Annotated in this window: 20 protein-coding genes and 1 pseudogene; 7 read left to right on the forward strand and 14 right to left on the reverse strand. The window is 69.2% G+C overall.

Annotated elements, in window-relative coordinates:
- Positions 1-8: 8 nt before the first annotated feature.
- Together OHS81_RS00435 and OHS81_RS00440 are read right to left on the reverse strand one after the other, a co-directional pair.
- Positions 9-509 carry an integrase gene (locus tag OHS81_RS00435; RefSeq protein WP_328381335.1) on the reverse strand — a complete coding sequence of 167 codons (501 nt, stop codon included), beginning with the start codon at positions 507-509 and terminating at the stop codon, positions 9-11.
- Entirely contained in the window at positions 506-1,396 is an 891-nt protein-coding gene (locus OHS81_RS00440; protein ID WP_328381337.1) for a LysR family transcriptional regulator, read from the reverse strand. Before OHS81_RS00440 ends, OHS81_RS00435 begins: the two co-directional genes overlap by 4 nt.
- A gap of 76 nt (positions 1,397-1,472) precedes the next feature.
- On the opposite strand from OHS81_RS00440, the gene OHS81_RS00445 reads away from it, so the two are divergent.
- Positions 1,473-2,216: a CTP synthase C-terminal region-related (seleno)protein gene (locus tag OHS81_RS00445; protein ID WP_328381339.1), complete on the forward strand. Its 744-nt coding sequence runs from the start codon at positions 1,473-1,475 to the stop codon at positions 2,214-2,216.
- Positions 2,217-2,226: 10 nt separating this feature from the next.
- Here OHS81_RS00445 and OHS81_RS00450 read toward each other — a convergent pair whose 3' ends face one another.
- The 5 genes from OHS81_RS00450 to OHS81_RS00470 all read right to left on the reverse strand — a co-directional run bounded on the left by OHS81_RS00450 (position 2,227) and on the right by OHS81_RS00470 (position 8,948).
- Positions 2,227-4,662: a site-specific integrase gene (locus OHS81_RS00450; RefSeq protein WP_328381341.1), complete on the reverse strand. Its 2,436-nt coding sequence runs from the start codon at positions 4,660-4,662 to the stop codon at positions 2,227-2,229.
- Entirely contained in the window at positions 4,659-5,006 is a 348-nt protein-coding gene (locus OHS81_RS00455; protein WP_443058629.1) for a helix-turn-helix domain-containing protein, read from the reverse strand. Before OHS81_RS00455 ends, OHS81_RS00450 begins: the two co-directional genes overlap by 4 nt.
- 14 nt (positions 5,007-5,020) lie before the next feature.
- Entirely contained in the window at positions 5,021-6,124 is a 1,104-nt protein-coding gene (locus OHS81_RS00460) for a tyrosine-type recombinase/integrase (protein ID WP_328381344.1), read from the reverse strand.
- Positions 6,125-6,189: 65 nt separating this feature from the next.
- Entirely contained in the window at positions 6,190-8,277 is a 2,088-nt protein-coding gene (locus OHS81_RS00465; RefSeq protein ID WP_328381346.1) for a tyrosine-type recombinase/integrase, read from the reverse strand.
- Between the two features lie 17 nt (positions 8,278-8,294).
- Entirely contained in the window at positions 8,295-8,948 is a 654-nt protein-coding gene (locus OHS81_RS00470) for a tyrosine-type recombinase/integrase (RefSeq protein WP_328381348.1), read from the reverse strand.
- A gap of 77 nt (positions 8,949-9,025) precedes the next feature.
- On the opposite strand from OHS81_RS00470, the pseudogene OHS81_RS00475 reads away from it, so the two are divergent.
- The 3 genes and pseudogenes from OHS81_RS00475 to OHS81_RS00485 all read left to right on the forward strand — a co-directional run.
- Positions 9,026-9,274 (forward strand): annotated as a pseudogene (locus OHS81_RS00475) (hypothetical protein); the annotation flags it as partial.
- A 513-nt stretch (positions 9,275-9,787) separates the two neighbouring features.
- Complete coding sequence (locus OHS81_RS00480; protein WP_328381350.1) at positions 9,788-10,105, forward strand: hypothetical protein; 318 nt, start codon at positions 9,788-9,790, stop codon at positions 10,103-10,105.
- A 227-nt stretch (positions 10,106-10,332) separates the two neighbouring features.
- Positions 10,333-10,491 carry a hypothetical protein gene (locus OHS81_RS00485; RefSeq protein WP_328381352.1) on the forward strand — a complete coding sequence of 53 codons (159 nt, stop codon included), beginning with the start codon at positions 10,333-10,335 and terminating at the stop codon, positions 10,489-10,491.
- Positions 10,492-10,541: 50 nt separating this feature from the next.
- Here OHS81_RS00485 and OHS81_RS00490 read toward each other — a convergent pair whose 3' ends face one another.
- From OHS81_RS00490 to OHS81_RS00510, 5 genes are read right to left on the reverse strand one after another with little or no spacing between them, the layout of a single operon-like run.
- Positions 10,542-11,108, reverse strand: a complete 567-nt coding sequence (locus OHS81_RS00490; protein ID WP_328381354.1) for a hypothetical protein — start codon at positions 11,106-11,108, stop codon at positions 10,542-10,544.
- Entirely contained in the window at positions 11,105-12,502 is a 1,398-nt protein-coding gene (locus tag OHS81_RS00495) for a hypothetical protein (protein WP_328381355.1), read from the reverse strand. Before OHS81_RS00495 ends, OHS81_RS00490 begins: the two co-directional genes overlap by 4 nt.
- Positions 12,499-13,308 carry an ABC transporter ATP-binding protein gene (locus tag OHS81_RS00500; RefSeq protein WP_262042774.1) on the reverse strand — a complete coding sequence of 270 codons (810 nt, stop codon included), beginning with the start codon at positions 13,306-13,308 and terminating at the stop codon, positions 12,499-12,501. The genes OHS81_RS00495 and OHS81_RS00500 overlap by 4 nt, the downstream gene beginning before the upstream one ends.
- A 32-nt stretch (positions 13,309-13,340) precedes the next feature.
- Positions 13,341-14,165 (reverse strand): zf-HC2 domain-containing protein, encoded by an 825-nt coding sequence (locus OHS81_RS00505; protein WP_328381357.1) that lies wholly within the window; start codon positions 14,163-14,165, stop codon positions 13,341-13,343.
- Positions 14,162-14,665, reverse strand: coding sequence for an RNA polymerase sigma factor (locus tag OHS81_RS00510; RefSeq protein ID WP_018087701.1), 504 nt, complete (start codon positions 14,663-14,665; stop codon positions 14,162-14,164). Before OHS81_RS00510 ends, OHS81_RS00505 begins: the two co-directional genes overlap by 4 nt.
- Positions 14,666-15,114: 449 nt before the next feature.
- Between OHS81_RS00510 and OHS81_RS00515 the strand changes: the two genes are divergently transcribed.
- Positions 15,115-15,462, forward strand: coding sequence for a hypothetical protein (locus OHS81_RS00515; protein ID WP_328381358.1), 348 nt, complete (start codon positions 15,115-15,117; stop codon positions 15,460-15,462).
- Positions 15,463-15,587: 125 nt separating this feature from the next.
- On the opposite strand, the gene OHS81_RS37290 is transcribed toward OHS81_RS00515, so the two are convergent.
- Positions 15,588-16,043: a DUF7691 family protein gene (locus tag OHS81_RS37290; protein WP_443058823.1), complete on the reverse strand. Its 456-nt coding sequence runs from the start codon at positions 16,041-16,043 to the stop codon at positions 15,588-15,590.
- A 648-nt stretch (positions 16,044-16,691) separates the two neighbouring features.
- Here OHS81_RS37290 and OHS81_RS00525 point away from each other — a divergent pair.
- A complete protein-coding gene (locus OHS81_RS00525) occupies positions 16,692-16,925 on the forward strand; it encodes a hypothetical protein (RefSeq protein ID WP_328381361.1) in 234 nt (77 codons plus the stop codon).
- Positions 16,926-17,080: 155 nt separating this feature from the next.
- Positions 17,081-17,245, forward strand: a complete 165-nt coding sequence (locus OHS81_RS00530) for a hypothetical protein (protein WP_328381363.1) — start codon at positions 17,081-17,083, stop codon at positions 17,243-17,245.
- Between the two features lie 272 nt (positions 17,246-17,517).
- Here the strand turns inward: OHS81_RS00530 and OHS81_RS00535 are convergent, their stop codons facing one another.
- The gene (locus OHS81_RS00535; RefSeq protein ID WP_328381364.1) at positions 17,518-18,114 is read right to left on the reverse strand and encodes a TetR/AcrR family transcriptional regulator; all 597 of its coding nucleotides are present in this window, start codon (positions 18,112-18,114) and stop codon (positions 17,518-17,520) included.
- Positions 18,115-18,124 lie beyond the last annotated feature (10 nt).

Genomic DNA, 18,124 nt, shown 5'->3' on the forward strand with positions numbered 1-18,124 from the left:
GTCAGCAGTTACGGGACACCCCTTAGGTTCACCGGTCCACGCGTTGACGCGGAGTCGATTTGGGCGATCTTGGATTCGGCTCCGGCCAGGCTGACACGAAGTCCTTCGAGCTCGCCGAACCACCCTTCCCTCTCCGCCTCGGCGATGCGGTCGAGAAGGTTGTCGCGGATCTCCGTGAGCCGCCCCCGCTGGGCGGGATCGGGGCGCAGGAGGGAACAGCGGACGCAGGCGTGCTCGTGGATGCAGGCGGTGCCGTAGGCGCGGGCGCAGGTGCCGACGGAGAGCTTGCGGCGTTCGAAGTGGCCGAGGAAGTCTTCCCACTCTGTGTTCGTAGGGGTGCGGTATTCCTCGGCGGGCCGGAGCTCGCGGCGGCGAGCGATGAAGGCGCGGTGGGCTTCGATGGTCTCGGCGGGGTAGACGGCTAATGGTGGAGTCGGGTATTGGAACTGTCCGAATGCCTGGCTGCGAGGGCGGTCCGGCTCCGTGGGGAGGGACTTCGTCTCGGTCATTCGGTGGCCGCCATGAGGGCCGTTGCGAGGAGGGCAGGGGGGCCGTCCACCGCGTTGCTGTGCAGGGCCTCGGTGCGGTGTACCAGTCGTGGTGCGGAGATGAGGACCGTGTTGATGCCGGGTATGCCGTCGATTGTTGGCTGGGGCAGTAGAGCGAGTCCGTGTCCTGCAGCAGTGAGGGCGAGGAGTCCGCGCACGTCGGTTCCTTCGTAGCGCAGGGATGCGCGATAGCCGTCGGTTCCGCTCGCGGCGCGCAACTGTGCGAGCGGGATGGCGGTGTCGGGTGCGTCGATCCATCGGGCGTCGGCGAGGTCGACCAAGCGGAGGCTGGCCCGGCCGGCAAGCGGATGCTGAGCGGGCAGCGCGAGGGCCAGCGGTTGCTCCGTGATGGCCACCGCAGTGAGTGGGCCGACGTCGGGGAGGTGGAGTGGGTCGTTGGGAGCGGCCATGCCGTCGACCAGGCCGAGGTCCAGGGCTGCGGTCGCGACTTCGCGGATGATGGCCTCGCGACCAAGGACACGCACCGTCAACTCCCAAAGGGGCTGCGTCTGGCGCATGTCGGCAAGCGTCCCGGTGAGCTGTGACGTCATGGCCAGCGGTGAGACCCCGATGACGATGCGGGCGGCGGGTGCTGTGGTCAGGCGCGCGATGTCCGCGCGGGCGGCGTCCAGTCGCAACAGCAGCGGCCCGGCGTGCTCCAGCAGCCGGACCCCAACGCCCGTCGGAGACACCGGACGCCGCTGCAGCAAGACTGCTCCGAGGTCGCTTTCGAGCGCGGCGATGTGCTGGGACACCGCCGACTGGGTGTAGCCCAGTTCACGAGCCGCCTCGGAGAAGGAACCGCAGCGTGCCACGGCCACGAACGTGCGGAGAAGGTGCGGATCCATGCCCATCAGTATCGCTAATGGAATGGTCACAGATCATCGTTGGTGCTGGACTCGGTTGCCGGGGCAGGATGTCCGCATGCCTGAGCCTTTGAACATTTCGACAGCCCGTGTAGCACTGGTGGGCGACCGCTCGCCCAGCGTGCGAGCCCACGCCCGTATCCCCGGTCTTCTCGACGCACTGGCCCAGCGCGACCAGGTGGTCCTGGACGCGTACTGGATCCCGACCCAGGACGCTGAATCCGCCGACGCCCTCACTGGATTCGATGCCATCTGGTTGGTGCCCGGCAGCCCGTATCGCAGCGAAGCCGGGGCGATCGCGGCGGCCCGCACCGCGCGTGACCAGGGGATCCCGTTTCTGGGCACCTGTGGTGGCTTCCAGCACGCGGTCCTGGAGTTTGCGCGCGACGTGTGCGGGCTCTCCGGCGTTGACCATGCGGAGAACCAACCAGAAGCGGAGGACCTGCTGATCGTTCCGCTGGCATGTTCCCTGGTCGGTCACGAAGGCGCAGTCAAGGTCGAGGCAGGGTCGTTGGCCGAGCGTGTCCTGGGAGCTGAGCGGACCGTCGAGCGGTACCACTGCTCGTATGGCCCCAGCCCGGCCTATCTGGATGTGCTGCGTGCGCACGGACTGCGCTTCAGCGGCGTCGACGAGGCGGGCGACGTGCGCATGGCCGAGCTGCCGGACCACCCGTTCTTCCTCGCCACCTTGTTCCAGCCCGAGCTCGCGGGAGACGGCACCCGGCCCCACCCGATCATCCGGGCGCTGGCCGCAGCAGCGGTCGACCATGCCGCCAAGGGCTCCGCGCCGACGCCCATCTGAGCCGAGCCGGTTACGGCTCGCGCATGGACATGGTGCCGTCCTTCCGCTCGCTGACGTCTGCGGCGTAGGCAGCCCAGTCGCCGGCGGATGCCTTCTGCCACTGGACGGCGACTTGGATGTGGACTCCGAGCATCCGGGCAAGGAGGGCGGCGGGCAGCTCGGCGGCGAGAGTGAACAATGCTGTGGAGCGGTCCTGTTGCGGGCAAATGCCGATCTTGTTCAGCCGCAGACCGACCTGACTGTCGCTGAGCGGACGCCCCGGTTGTCCTCCGGGGAAGAGCCAGGGGGCGTCGTCCGGAGTGCCGATCTTAGCCTTGCCGCGTCGAGTCGCGACGAGCGCGCGGACCAGGGCGCCAACCGGCATCGGAAGGATGACGGGCGAAGTCCCGAAGGTGATCGCCACGGTCTCGCCGGTGATGTCGACGTCGTCAACGGTGAGTTGGCTGATGGTGGAGATCTTCTGCGCGTAGAGGATCAGCAGCAGTCCAGCGACTCGGTCCGCGGTGTGAAGCGTGTCGTCGTTGAGGAGGCGTCGCGCGTCGGCCCAACGCTTCTCGCTGTCGATGGTGCCCTGTGGGCCGGTCCAGCGGATGGCACCGCAGGTGAGGCCGTGGGCATGGCGATGCTGTCCGGACCAGCGGACGAAGTGGCCGGTCTCGTCGCGGTAGCGGAAGGCGGGATCGGTCATCCAGCGTTCCAGGTCGGCTTGTGTGCAGGCGCCAAGGGTGAGACCTTCGCCCGCGAGCCAGGTGAGGAAGTTGTCGGCGGCGTTGACGTGGCAGCGCACGTTCATATCCTGCAGTTGAGTGGTGTGCTGGTGGACGACGCGGCGGCGGAGCCGGCGCAGATGGTGCCAGACCGTGTAACCGTGCAGAATCCGGCGCTCGGCAAGGTCCGTGCGCGCCTGGACGGTCGTGGTGATCCATTTCTCCAAGGCGACGAGGCGTTCGTCGCGCGGCGGCAGAGCTCCCGTCGCGACGAGGACGCTGCGAAGGTGGGCCAGCACCTTGCCCGGCGGCAGGCCGTCGAGGACGTCGTGGGTGACGGGACGCTCGTCGCGGCCTATGCGTTCCAGCAGGTCCCGGGCTTTTGCCCGGGAGATCCAGGCCAGAGCCACATCTGGGCGCTCGGCGTCCGTCAATGCCGCATGGAAGGCAGCGAGTTCAGGTGCGACGGCCCCGGTGCCGTCACCGAGGAGGTCGCGGATCTTCTGGTCGAGGACGCATCGCTGGCAGGGGCGAGGGCTGAGCTGCCAGGTGGTGGTGCAGACGGGGCAGCGTCCCCAGAAGCCGGGGTCGGGGTTGGTGCACTTCGCGCACAACGGTTCGGCCCAGTTGCCGCCGCGGGCCGGGGCGACGGTGCCGCAGCCGCTGCAGGTCGCCCAGCGTTGCTGGCAGCGTTCGCACCAGGGCTGCCCGGTGGCCCGGGAGACCTCGCAAGGGGCACTGCGACCGCAGTGCCCGCACTCTCGGATCTCCTTCGGCCTGCAGTTGTTGCAGCGGACTCCGTCGGCGAGGCGGACGGCGACCGGCTGACGGCGCCCGCAGCCGACGCAGACTTCCAGGTTGACGGGGTCGCGGATCAGGCAGTTGGGACACAGTGGCTGTCCGGCGGCATCGCGGGTGGCGGGTTCACGGACGGCGCCGCAGCGTGCGCAGGGGACGGCCGCGTGCTTGGCGAAGCAGGCCCGGCAGATCCGCTTGCCGTCCAGGAGTTTCGACAGCGCCTTCACTCCGTGACAGCGCGGGCAGGCCGGCTTGACGACGGTGGTGGCGCCGGCGGCGACGAGTTCGCCGATGAACCGCAACACGGCCGGAGTGGGGGCCTCGTGCCCGGCGTTGGTCAGCAGCTCGGGACGGTCGATCACGGCCCAGGCCAGTCGACGCTGCCCGGCCGGACGCCTCGTGGACCGCTCCAGTGCGGCCCGGACGGTGTCCACGTCGAGCACGGGGTCGAGGCCGGTGATCAGCTGAGCGACTTCCTGGATCGGATCGCCCTCGGTATCGGGGCACTTGGCGCATCGGGGCTGCCCGTAGCGGTCGCGGCTGACGACTCGCCGCTGCTGGTGGCAGCCCGCGCAGACGGCGGGTTTGTCGAAGCAGGGCGAGCATCCCCACCGTCCGCCCGAGCGGCTGCCGACGTAGGGGCGAGGGCGTCCGCACTCGCCGCAGTGGGGCAGGGCGGTGGACTGGGAGCCCGCTTCGTGCAGGGCCATCAGCAGCTTGGCGACGCGGAACGGAGCGGGTGGCTTGCCGGTCTGCAGCAGCGACGGGTTGTCGTGCAGGGCCTGGGCGAGGTTGCGGCGGCCGGCCCGTGAGCGTACGAGCGTGCAGACGATGCCGCGGATGTGGTCGGTGTCCAGATGCTTCTCGACGTTGCCGACCAGTCGCACGATCAGGCCGACCGGATCGGCGAGAACTTCCTCGGCGAGCGCGGGTGCGGTCACCGCTCAACTCCGGCGATCCGGGCTCGCCTTGGGCGCAGTTCACCGACACCTTCAGATGTGGCGGACCCGCCTGCGGCGGCCTTCTTGGGCTTCTTCGCCGCCCCGGCCGTGGAGATCGGTTCGATGAGGTCGTCCATCGTGCAGTCCAGGATGTCCAGCAGGGCCATGAGGATCTTCAGGCTGAGTCGCTCGGGTCGCTCGACGACGAGCCGGTAGACCTGGCTCGACGACAGCGTGATGCCGCGTTCCTTCAAAGGCGGGAGCAGGTCGGTGGTGGAGAACATCCCGCGGTCCGCCATCACCTTGCGCAGGTGCCAGTGGTAGTCGAGCTTGGCGGCCATCATCGGGTCCTTCCTCGTCAGACGCCGGCGAACGCCGGGGCCAGGGCCTTGCTCAAGGCAGTGTTCATGAAGTCGTCGCTGACGTGCGTGTAGATGGCCGTGGAGCTGTCACAGTCGTGGCCGACTTGCTGCTGGATAAAACGACGGTCGATTCCGTCCTCGGTCAGATGGGTGACGTAAGAATGCCGAATTGAGAGCGGAACTAGTTCTTTTGGGAGTTTTAGGGCGTCGCGGTATGCCTCGAATCGGTCGTTGATGGAACTGGGCTGGAGTCGTCCCCCGCGTTCGGTGATCCAGAGAGCTGGATGGTCGGGGAATCCGAAGCGCGGCCGGACGTTCTCGGCGTAGTCCTCGATAGCCTCGACGGCCCAGTCCATCACCGAGAGCACGTTCCGCCGCCGCGGCGGCTGGCCCTTCTTCGCCTTGCCATAGCGGACGTTGAGCGTGCCGTACCGGCCGAACTGGCGAGCCTTCGGATTGCGTCCGAAGTCGACGACGTCCAGCTTGGACGTCTCGGTCCGTCGAAGCCCCCAGCCGTAGATGACCTTGAAAAGAGTGGCGTCGCGGTAGGCGGCGAGGGCGCCCTTGCGCTTGGACTTCACGGCGCGGGCGACCTGGTCGTCGGCGTAGTCGAGGAACCGCTGCAGTTCTTCGCGGGTGAACGGCCTTGCTTCCGGATCTCCCTCGTAATCCTGCAGGTGAGGGAGGGTGTTCCACTCGTGGGCGATCGCCACGGGGTGGGTCCCGAAGGCTTCTTCGCAGGCCGACCCCCAACCGTAGCGGGCGTCGATGAGGAACTCGGTGAACAGTCGGACATCGCCCTGATAGCTGCGGATCGTCGACGGCGCCAGATGTTTCTCGCCCGTCAGCGAGGCCGACCACTCATCCTGGTGGGCCGGTGTCCACTGCCACGGGTACTCGTTCGCGAACTCGAGGAACCGGCGGGCCAGCCGCATCCGCGGCTCGATCGTCTCATCCTTGAGTCCTCGCGACTTCTGCTGAGACCTCCAGCCTCGCAGCATCGCGTCGAACATCGCGTCCTCCGGACGCAGTTGGACCACGCCGGATACGAGCTCCATCTGAGCCGCCCCGGCCAGGGCCGCCTTCTGCTGATGCACCACTCCAGACCATCCCTTCTGGAGAGCAGATCACGCATCAGACGGGATCTATTTGGCAACATTCCTGATCAGACGGCTAGTTCGTAGTAGCGTTGGAGTCCTTCAGCCCGTCGCCCTGAGCTAGCGACCTGCGACTTCTCGCCCGTCTGATGCAATTCCCGAGGGTCGCTGTAGCCCATCGCGGTGTTGATGTTGGCGTGGCCAGCGATGACCTGGGCGATGTGCGGTGGCAGGCCAGAGCGGGTGGCGTCGGTGATGAACAGGCGCCGGAAGTCGTGCGGAGAGAAGGCCAGGGGCTGGCCGGTTGAGTTGCTCAGGCCAATAAAGTCCAGGACGTCTCCCAGCGCGTCCCGGATGAACTCGCCTGTCATGCGGGAGTTTTCACCGCCGCGGTCCCACTGGAAGAGCAGCGGTGCCAACGGGTTCCAGGTGCGCTCCTCGTAGTCGTATGCGGAAAGGAGCGGGATGGCACCGGTCCGGGGGTCGCGGACCCGGCGGATGATCGTGGCCAGCACATCGGCCAGCTCGGGGCTGACGAGCAGTACCCGCTCCTGGTCGGTCTTCGACGGGGCGATCTGGAGCAGCGGGACGATCTCACCGGTGGTGGGCAGCCGGTACTGGATCATGGCGTGGTGGCTGACCTCCAGCATCTCCTCGATGCGGGCTCCGGTGTGGCGGAGGAACTCCACTGCGGCCCAGGTCCAAAAGGCACGGTGCTCGGACTGGGCAAAGTGGTGCAGTTTTCCCTGCTCATCGCGGGCGTTCACGGTCGTGACGTTCTTGGTCCGGACGAAGAGGGTCCCGCCGAGCCTGAAGGTTGCGCCGGGTGGGGCGGCGAGGACCGCTTCGAGCTGGGCTGCGCGGTGGCGGAGGTTGTCGGATGCGGCCTTGGCGAACGTCTCCAGGACGGGCAGCCGCTCGCGTGTCCGCTGATCCATGCGGGCCTTCGTCCGCTTGAGGCGCTTGCGATTTGAGGTCTCAGCTTCCTTGATCGGGCTTGGCGCCGCCCACGGTCCCCAGCGGGTAGGTTCTTCGGTTGCCCATCGGGCGATGTCCAGGTAGAAGGCCCGCACCGCCAAGAGCAGTTGGACGTAGTCAGCGCGCTCGACGAGTGTTTCCTCGATGGTCCCGTCGGGAAGCTTCCGTCGCTGGATGTAGGTGCGCATCCGTTCCTTCCACGCTGCGGCGACCTCGGGCGGCAGACTGAGGGAGCTGATGCCAGGGTGGTGTGCTTCCAGATCGGACCAGAAGTTCCTCGTCAAGCAGCGGGCGAGGCCATCCAAAGTGGCGTAATCCAGCCTCGGGCGGCGCTCTTCCAGGTAATCGATCAGCAATTCACGGATCGGCGCGCAGGCCACGCCATGCCGGTCAACGAGCTGCTCGCAACTGAGCTGTCCGGTCACCCGATGGAGCAGGCGGAGGGTCGTCGGGGCGTCGGGCGGAAGGGTCCCCAGGTCGCGCAGCCACGAGTAGAACAAGGTGGTGTTGCAGCTGGCGACTCCGGCCTTGCGCATCTCGGTGTCGTACTCGAAGGCGTCTCCGGGGGTGATGTCCGCCAGGCCGCCACCCTTGGCGATCATGATCCGCACCAGTGCCAGGCGTGCGCGCCCGCCTTGAATGGACTCCCACCGTTCCCGGCCGACGATATCCCGAAGACGGGCAACCCCCTCAGCGTCACGAGTCCGCTCCACGAGCGGACGCAGATGCGAAGTGCGATAGCCGAACTGCCAGAGCAGCGGAAGACGTAGCACATCGGCGCTGGCAAGCGTCAGCAGCCCTGTCTGCGCGTACCTCCATCGCACCTTGGCCACGGAGTTCACCCAGACTTGTCCCTCCTTGGCCCACTGCTGACAGGACGTGGCAGCTGGGGACGCCTCCCATCGCTCTTGCCAGCTCTCGCCGGGAAAGCCAGCCAGCCAGGTCAGGACCGCACGCACTCCGCTCTTGCGCTCCCACCTGGTGTGCGCCTTGGGCACCCAGAACGGTGGTTGCTCCAAGACGGCCAGCACGTCATCGACGGACGCACAAGTCATCGCCCATCGCGCCCCGGTGGGCCGGGCTGGGAACCGTTCCTGCGCCTGGTGCATCGCCCCGCCCGCGGCCTGCGGTGCGCGCGGACGATCTGATGCCCGCCCTTGCGTGGTGCCGCCGGTCATATCCCGGACGCGGCCGTTCACAGATGGCCTCCAAACAGGTCGTTGAGCGACTCGGGCCTGTAGCCGACGGCGGGGATGGACGGGAGCTGGGCCTGTCGAGTCTGTCGTTCGTGGTGCGCGCGGACCGCTTCGACGATCTCGTCACGGCCGGCAGGGAGGTAAATCTGCGTGGTGGTCAGGTGCGCGTGCCCGAGGACCCACTGCACGTCCGTCAGGGCCAACTCAGGGTCACGCGCCATCCGGTAGGCGGCTGTGTGACGCAGGTCGTGCAGCGTCCAGTTCGAGCCGAGCAACTCGTTGAACCGGTTCAGCGTCGTACAGGCCGCGTGATAGCCCAGCGGACGAAAGGGGCGCCGCAAGGTCCACCACAGCGCCTCGTGCGCGCCCCGCGGCACCCCCGCCCGCCACGCCTCCTCCTGGTAAAGACGCAGCCATACGAACGCGTCCGGGGACGAGGGAAGCTGCTGGAAGGCCCTGGTCCCCTTGCGAATCACCCCGAGCAGCTGCTCGCCGGGCAACGCGTCGCGCTCTCGGCTGGTCAGCAGCTCGCTCGCCCTGGCCCCGTTGGAAACCCAGAAGGCCAGCAGGGCTCGGTCCCGGTTGTGACGCAGCGCGGCGAACAGCTCATTGAAGCGATCGTCGGGGATCCGCCGGGGCAAGCGATGTGGCACCGAGGGCCGATATCGCCCGCCTGTTGAGAGCCGGGAAGGTCTGCCGGCCGCCACTGGCAAAGGACGCCGCTCCCGTAGACCACGCGCGGGCCGTCCTCGCCCATGTGGCCGACCACACCCCGCTGCCCGGCCCGGAAGCGCGACTGCTGATGCTGACTCTGCGCACCGCGCACACCGGTACTGGCAACCCCGTCGGGCAGGACCTCACCGCGCTGGGCTTGACCGACCCGGAGCGCCTGGTCGAGCAGTTGACCGGCTGCGGCTGGTTGGGCCTGCCGGGCACCGCTGGCGATCTCTTTGCCTCCCGGCTGGAGAACCCCACCCCGGGGTGCGGTGATCAGAACAGCAGGCAGAGGGGGCTCCCGTGGAAGCACGGAAAAACGGTCCCTTCCCCGTACGGAGAAGGGACCGTTGTCAGAGCGCCCGGCAGGCCTTGCACCTGCATCTCCCACCGGCTGGTGGACGTCTTTCCTTGGACCACAGACGCGCGGTTCCGGCCCGAGGGCCGAAGTTGCATCATGATCATACTGCATCGGTGCGCCGGCGGCGAGAATCCGTCGCGGTCCGCGCAGGCCAGGTCAGAGGCTTGCTGTTTATGGCGGATCGGCCATAAACAGCAGAGGAACCCGGAGCGCTCTCCGCCCAGGCGGAGGCAGCCGGCCAGGGCAACCGGCTTACAACTGCCGGTTGCCCGTCGGTAGCGCAGGCGAGGTGCCGGTACGCCAACACTGCACGTCTCGGGCTGGCTCACTTGAACCAGTACCTCACGCCGCGGTGGTGGGAGCAGGTGCCGGAGAAGTGCTTCGAGCACCCCAAGGGCGTTATGACCAGGGAGCCTTATGTACCGCACGCCCCGCTTGGCGGTCCTCGCCTGCCCCCTCCTGCTGCTTTCCACGGCCGCGTGCACTCCCGCGACTCATGAGGACGCGAAGCCGTCGGTCGAGCCGAGCGCGACTTCCTCCGAGGGCAAGAAGGGCACCCTGCACCTGACGGATGCGATATGCCGGCTGACGGTGGCCCGTGAATCCCGGACCGGATACGAACGGGACAAGTTCCGCCTGTGGACCGACGCGGACCACGACGGCTGCGACACCCGCAAGGAGGTCCTGCTGGCCGAGGCGGTCAGAAGCCCCGCCAGGGCAAGAACTGCCGTCTGACCGGCGGCACCTGGCGCTCCTACTACGACGACCGCACTGGTACCGATGCCCGCAAGCTCGACATCGACCACGTCGTCCCCCTCGCCTAAGCCTGGGACTCCGGCGCCTCGAAATGGACCGCGCAGCGCCGCGAGCAGTACGCCAACGGCCTGGGGGCCGACCGCAGCCTCGTCGCCGTCAGCCTGGGCCCTAACCGCACCCAGGGCGACAAGGACCCCGCCGAGTGGATGCCACCCGCCAAGGACGCCACCTGCACCTACGCCACCGGCTGGATCACCGCGACACTCCGCTGGAAGCTGACCGTCGACCCCACCAAAGCCAGAGCCCTGCGGACGATCGCGGCCGGCTGCCCGGATGCGACCGTGACGTTCACGCCGGCACCGTAGCCGCACCGATGAGCTTCGCCGGCTGAAGCGCTCGGCGCGGGGCGTGTCCGTTACCGTCTTGGTCCTGCGATGGCGTACACCACGGTGCCGATCGCGAACAGGGCCCACGCGGTCCCGGTGGACGCCGTCGTGGCAGGGGAATAGATCATCCACATGACCACGTCTCCCGCGGTGCCGCCCGGAGACGGTCCGAAGAGGGTGAACGCCAGCCAGCCGGTCGGCAGGGTCCATGCGAACTGTGCCCCGCACAGCGCCGCCCCGAGCGCGGCCAGGCCGACCAGGCCCGCGCTGTCCCGGACGACGACCTCGGCGGGGGCGAGCTTCACTCCCGCCGCCTGGACCGTCAGCAGCGCCGCACCGGCGCACGCGCCGGCCAGCAGCACGTGCGCCGCCCGGCGGGGCATCCACCGGATCGCGGCCGTCCTCTCCAGCACGACGTCCCATCCACCGAGCCCGACGGAAGCGGCCGCCACGTTCGCGGTGAGGAGCAGGACCGCCACCGCCTGATCCACCGGTCCTGGGCCGTGGAGGGCCCACACCGCCAGCGCGACGAGCGCGACCGCGGCGGCCGAGGCGGGCACCTGCCGTGAACGGGCGTGCAGGATCAGCCACCTCATCGCGTCGCCTTCCCCGCCAGCACCGCAAGCTGGTGGTCCGCCGCGCAGGAGAGGCCGGCGGTGTGCAGTTCGGCGATCCGCGAGCGCTGCTCGGCCGGTGACAGCGCCGTCAGCCTCTGCCAGGCGACGTCGGCGTCCGGCCAGATCGTGCGCAAGTACGCGTCGCTGCCCCTCTCCGCCAGCGGTTGGAGCCGGGAATCGTGCAGGGCCCAGCTCACGGCGACGCTCTGGACAGGGACGTCGCCTTGCCCCCCGCCCTCCCGGTCGTTGTTCCCGTAGCAGCTGGGTGCCAGACCCTGGGCGATCAGTGCGCGGGTCAGTTTCTCACCTGTCGCATCGGCGAGCAGCCGGTCGTCGAAGTCGACCAGCACCACGTCGCCGGAGGGTTCGCGTTTGTCGGCGATCGCGCGCAGCCTGGTGTCCTCCCGCACCGCGTTCGGCGCCTTGTCGCCCAGGACCCCGTGCAGCACGCGCAGCGCCTCCTTGCCGCGCCGTGCGAGCTCGGGCAGGCGTGAGCGGTTTGCCTGCGTCACGCACACCGGTCCGTCGCAGACCAGGGCGGCGGCGGCCTTGTCGACGACGTAGGTGTCGCGTGCAGCGGCCGGAAGGACCAGCAGGGCCAGGGCCGCACCGGCCAGGACGGGGATCACCGCGAGCAGCCGGGCCCGGCGGGTCACGGCCGACAGCAGTGCGAAGCCGGTGGCGAGCAGGCCGAGCAGCCAGAGCGTCTGACCGAGGTGCACGGAGCCGGACAGGGTCAGCAGCATCTCCCGCGGCTCCGCGGTCACCGGGAGCAGCTGAGCGAGCCGGTTCGGCGCGATGCTCGACGGCAGTGTCTCGTCACTGTTCTGCTGTAGAAGGGCCGTCAGCATGAGGAAGAACAAGACCAGGCCCGGCGGGGTGAGCACGGAGGGCAGGGCTCGCGCGACGCCCATGCCGAACACGGCACCCGCGACGAGGGCGAGCGCCGCCACGAGTGAGATCGGCAGCCAATCGAGCGGCGTGTAGGTGGTCCGGCCGAGGGCCACCTGGACCCCGCCCACGAGGACCAGGAGGCCGAAGCCCGACGCCAGCGCGAGCGCCATTGCACCGGCCGGCAGCGCCGCACGGCGCCAGGCCGGCCGCGGCACGGTCGTCAGCAGTTCGGCCATCCGCGAGCGGGGTTCGCGCAGCCCGTACACCGCTCCCGTGCCCACCGCGAGCGGCCACAAGAAGGTCAGCAGGGACCGGGTCCACAGGGCCATGGAGGTCCACTGGGCCGTCCACCCCGCGGTGCCCCTCCACCAGAGCCCGTCGTGCAGACAGAAGATCGCCAGGCTGCCGCCCAGGACGACGATGCCGGGCCACGGGGCGACGGAGCGCTTCAGCTCGATGCGCAGAACACGTCCGGTCACCAGGCGCCTCCCCGCTGCCCGGAGTTGCGGAGCAGCGCCGAGTAGCCGCGCTCCAGGGGGCTGTCGCCCGGGAAATCGGTGCTGCCCGCCGCGGCCAGGTCCTCCGGCGTGCCCTGGAAGACGAGGCGGCCGTCGGCGAAGAGCACCACGTCGGAGCAGGCGGCCGCGACGTCCTCGACCAGGTGGGTGGAGACGACCACGCAGGTGTCGCGGCCCAGTTCCTGGAGCAGCTCGCGAAAGCGCAGTCGCTGCGCCGGGTCCAGGCCGGCCGTCGGCTCGTCCAGCAGCAGCACCGCGGGGTCGTTGACGATGGCCTGGGCGATGCCGGCCCGCCGCACCATGCCGCCGGACAGGGTCTTCATCCGATGGTCGGCGCGGTCCGCCAGGCCCACCCGTTCCACGGCCCGCTGGACGGCCGCGGGGACGTCCGCCTTCGGGACCTCCTTCAACCAGGCCATGTACTCGACGAACTCGCGCACCGTGAAGCGCTTGTAGTAGCCGAAGTCCTGCGGCAGGTAGCCGATCCGGCGACGCAGGGCCCGGTGGTCGACCATCCTGCCCAGGGAGGTGCCGAGCAGCTCCAGTTCGCCCTCGGTGGGGCGCAGCACGGTGGCCAGCGTCCGGATCAGGGTGGTCTTTCCCGCGCCGTTGGGCCCCAGGAGGCCGTGGGTGCCGATGCCCAGGGAGAGGTCGAGCCCGTCGACGGCCATCTTCTTCCGTCCGACGCGTACTCTCAGGCCACTGGCCCGGATCTGCCAGGCGTAGGTTTTCGGCGCGGTGTCGGCTGCGCTCGTGGTGGGCGTCATGCGGTAGTCCCTTGCGAGGGTCGACGATGGTTTCACAGCGTTGAGTACGCGTTTCTGCGGGCGATCACGGCGCCGATGCCGAGCGCCAAGAACAGCCCCCACGCGGGCAGTTGGTCCGGCTGTAGGGCACGCTCCAGGTCCACGGGGCCGTGGTCGGTGGCCCACGCGAGTACCACGACGACGCCCCAGGCGCCCACCAGCCCGGTGGCGGCGCGGGTCACGCCGACCACGCTGCCCAGCGCCAGGGCGGTGGAGGTGAAGGCCAGGGAGGGCAGCAGCCACTGCGCGGCCGACATCGTTCCGGTCAGCCATCCCTCCACCACGAGCGCGGGCAGGACCACCACGAGAACCGCCGCGGTGCGCCGGAGGAGCAGCGGCAGGCCGGCTCGGGCGGTCGAGGCCGTCAGTTCGTGCGCCGGGTCCAGGCCGCGCGACCACGATGCGGCGACACCGCACAGCGGCAGCACGGGTGCGATCGCCAACACGGGAGAGATGCCGCCGAGGAACATGGGCCGCGTCACTGCGTCCAGCAGCAGCGCCATCAGGGTGACGAGGACGGTCATGGCCCACCACGGGGCCATGACCGGCGTCAGCCAGGCAGCGACCCGCCTCGGGCGGTGTCGCCGCGAAGGCGCCCTCACGGCCGCGTCCAACTGTGGTTCCAGACCGGCCCGGACGGTGTCGACGAGCGCGGCGATGCCGGGCGCCTCGGTGGCCACACAGGCCGCCAGGTGGCTCCGGCACAACGCGCAGGTCTCCAGATGGGCCTCCAACGCCCATACCGTGTCCGCGGCCATCGTCGCGTCACCACGTGCGTAGTCGTCGATCAACTGCCTCGACGCGTGTTCCCCGCTCATGTCAGCGCCTCCCGCATCGCGATCCGGGCCCGGCGGGCGCGGGTCTTGACCGTGCCTTCGGGCAGTCTGAGCAGGACGGCGGTCTCCCGGATGGAGAGCCCGTCGAGCACCGTGGCCCGTAGCACTTCTCGGAGTTCCGGCGCCAGCCGCCGCAGGGCGTCGCCGACGTCACCGCCGACGGTCCCGGCGAGTGCCTCTTCCTCCGCCGCGGGCACCACCGCCCGCTCGGCGGCGGCGACCGGCGGTTCGGCGTGGTGGGCACGGCGCCGGAACGCGTCGACGAGGCGACGCGCCGCGATCGTCCACAGCCACCCGACGGCCGTCCCGCCGACCGCGCTCCCGGCGAACGCGCCGGCCGCGCGCCACACCGCCAGATAGGTCTCCTGCATGACCTCGGCGACGATCTGCTCATCCGCGCAGCGGCGGCGCAACCGCACCGCCAGCCACGGCGAGGTGCGCCGGTACAACTCGTCGAACGCCCCGCGGTCACCTCTGGCCACCAGCCGGACAAGGCGTTCCTCGTCCAGTTCGTCCAGTGCTCTCCTGCGTGATCTCACACCAGCCAGACGCCCGGTGCGGCGCGCAGGTTCTTGATCCATTGTGAACTGAGTCACAGTTCTCGCGGACCAAGGGGTACGACCTGGTTCGTCGCGGGGAGTTCCCGTGCCGTGTGCTGCGCATCGGCCGTAGTGCACGTGTCGTCACCGCGCCCCTTCTCCGCGTACTCGAAAGCGGAGAGCCGGAGTACAGCTGTGCCCCTACCGGACATTGCGCGTCGTCGTGACCCGCCACGCACGAACCCCCGCCGGAGCAAGCGACACTGTTGGCGGATCTGGCCCGCTGTATTCCACTCCTCGCCCGCCGAGTTCTACTCGGCGCGCCGGAGGGCTGCCAGGTGAGACGTGCGAGTGCGGGCTCGTGGGACGTCTGTCCACCAGGCTGTGAGGCGGTGGGAGTTCATCGCGGTGGCTGCGAATTGGTGTGGCAGCCGGGCCATGGCCAGGCCGTGATAGCGGCGTCGCCGCAGGCCGAAAGCCCGGCCCCCTGGGAAAATGGTGCCTTCGGCACCGCCCCGGAACTCGCCCAACTCGGCGGTCACCGCGGCGCCGGCTGCCTCCGGGTCGACGTCAGCGCCGCCCTCGGCCGTGGCCAGGAAGATCTGTACGGCCTCTCCGTGCTTCTCGTCAGGCGCACCCGGAGCCGCCGCGTTGCGCACACCTGGCAGCGTGAGCAGACGGTGTGTCTTGCGCTGCAGCAGCGCGCCATCCGCGAGACCGTGGCCACCGTTCCGGCCTGACCGGCGCGTGGCCGGGTCAGCGACGGTGTCGTCGGCCATGCGAGAAGCACCACCGACCGGGCCCACAGGGCACGGGCGCGGTGCGGATTTCAATGGAGGGCCATTCCCATGGCGGCGATGGCACGTCAGCCCTTGATGGAGAAGAAGATCGTGTCCTGGGTGTACCAGTCGAGGTTCTTCGTGGCGAACTCCCACTCGGCGTGCTCGAATTCCAGCTTCTCGATGAGGCGTTGGGTGTCGTAGGTGAACCCGTCGTCCATCTGGCCCAGGACCGTGCGGTAGGCGTCGGCGGCGGGCTTGGCCTTGGCCAGCGGCCACATGCCGATGTGCGGGCCGTCCACGGGATACGGGATGTAGAAGGGGATCTCTTCGGGCGGCCCGGCGCATAGGTGGGCGTGGGGCAGGAGGTCGGCGCTCACCCCCAGGCGGCGAAGTTCGTCGTCCAGCAGGCTGAAGAAGGTGCTGGGCCTGGAGTAGACGCCCAGGTCGGATGGGTCAGAGCCGTTGCGGTCGATGATGAGCTGGAGGGCGCTGTAGTAGGCGGCAGCCGCGTATTCAGCCGAGGTTGCGCTGCTGGTCAGATGTCAGGTTCCCGGCGGCCCCGAGGAATGCCACGACATCGGCTTTGTCTGCGGTGTTGAACGTGATGATGCGGCTCGTGATCGCCATGCTGCCAGTCACCGCTGACATCGGATCGTCCGGTAGGTTCTCGCGGGCCTTGATGAAAATTGCGAACCCCCAAGGTCAGCGCCACCGCCGCACCGCCCCGCCCGTCTCTCCGGACTGGTCGGGCGTCAGCATGGGGTCTGGCTCAAGGCCCGCTCACGGCCGCCGCCCACGCTGCGGCGCGCTGCCAAGAGACGGGGCCATCGCTGCCGACATGTCCCAGCGGATGGTGTGCGTCTGCTGCTCGGCTCAGGCGAAGACCGTAACGGCCTGCGTATCGAACCGGTGGCGGCGCGCGCCCGCAACCCGGCCAGTGAACGCAGGAGATCCGGCCATCGAGGCAGTCCGCCACCAGCACAGCCACTCCTACCCGGCAATGACCCGGACTTCCCTCCCTGTTCACCACACAGGAGTTACGAGCGGCAAGTTGCGCGGACCTGGCCCCCTGTAGGCCCACTTCCCCTGTGTCTCTCAGTGCGCCCTGTTTCCGCTGTTCAGCCCCGATTGTCAGACCCTCCCCGTAGCGTTGTGACTCCTACTCGTGGCGGCTGCGGGGAGCGCCAATGGACGACGACCTTCAGATCGACAGCGACGAAGACCTCTTCCGCAACCCCGTCTACTACGAACCGGCCGGCCGCGACCTCGACCTGGACCGCGCGGACCTCGGCGTCCCGCAGGGCCAAAACCTCCTGAGCATGCTCCTGCGCATGCGAGGGCGTGTCCCCGTCGAAAAGCCCTTTCCAGGACCCGAAGGGCTGCCCGAGCATTTCTCGTGCCGCACGAAGCATGAGGCGTGAACCATCGCCACCGCTGACGGCCTCTCGCCGCGTCACCTGACGCGAGAGCCCCCTGCCCGGCTCGGGTGGAGGGTGTCGTGTTCCGCCCGACATGTCAGCCCCCGGTGCCACAGTGGGCGCAGCACACCCGGCCCCCCTTTCCCGAGGAGCCGACCGTGGCCCAGAGCACCACCTTCCGCGCCAACACCAAGCAGGACACCCTCACCGAGCACGTTGTGGAGTTCCTCAACCGGGTCTCCCGCGCACTCCGGAACGTGGCCGACTCGGCTGACCACGCGGCGAAAATGGTGCGGAAAGCGGACGCGGCACGGCGAAGCTGAACCGGCACACCCGGGGAGGCCGGCAGCCATGCTCTCCGCGTGTACGGGGAGGACCACTGCCGCTTCTCGAACGCTCACTGCGCCCCCGAACCAGCGCGTACGCCTTCCGCCGAGTCCCGGATAAGAGCTCACGCGCATCACACGGCACACGATTGCGCGCAGACCACCGCGACCGCCGGAGACCACGGCAACCCTCCCCCCAAGTTCGAGACCCGTTCGAGAGCTTGAGACGGCAGGTCATACCGGAGGTCCCGGTAGCACTCAAGGAGAACTCACCCCCCTCCGGCGGCGGTGTGCAGGCACAGCAGGCGGTCGACCAGTTCGTCGGTGTAGGCAGGAGTGAGCGGGCCCGTGCCGAACAGGATGCGGATGTACATCGGGGACAGGATGAGATCGAGCACCTGGAGGACGTCCGGCGGGTGTTCGCCTCGACCCCGGGCCCGGTCGAGCATGGCCTGTAGCTGGCGCGTGCGTTCGGCGAGAAACGCGTCGCGGGCCTCCAGGCCCGGCTGCCCGGAGTTGGACAGGGAGATGGCCAGGCGCAGTATCGCCATCCCGTCCGGCCCGGCGACGTCGCGGGCGGCGGTGGCCGCGTAGGTGCGCAGATCGCCCTCCAGGCTGCCGGTGTCGGGGGTGGGGGAGGTCGTGGTGAGCCGGGTGATGGCCACGTCCGCGAGGAGGGCTTCCAGGTTTCCCCAACGGCGGTAGATGCTCGTGTCGGCCACGCCCGCGCGGGCGGCGACGTCGCCGACGGTGAAGTTCCCGTATCCGCGGTCGCCGGCCAGGTCGGCGACCGCCTGATGCACTGCCGCGCGGACGCGAGCCGCCCGGCCACCGGGCCGGCGGGCCGGCTCTCGTTGCCTCTCCATGATCCCCACT

This window comes from Streptomyces sp. NBC_00400, assembly GCF_036048035.1.
In the GTDB taxonomy this organism is placed as follows: Bacteria; Actinomycetota; Actinomycetes; order Streptomycetales; family Streptomycetaceae; genus Streptomyces.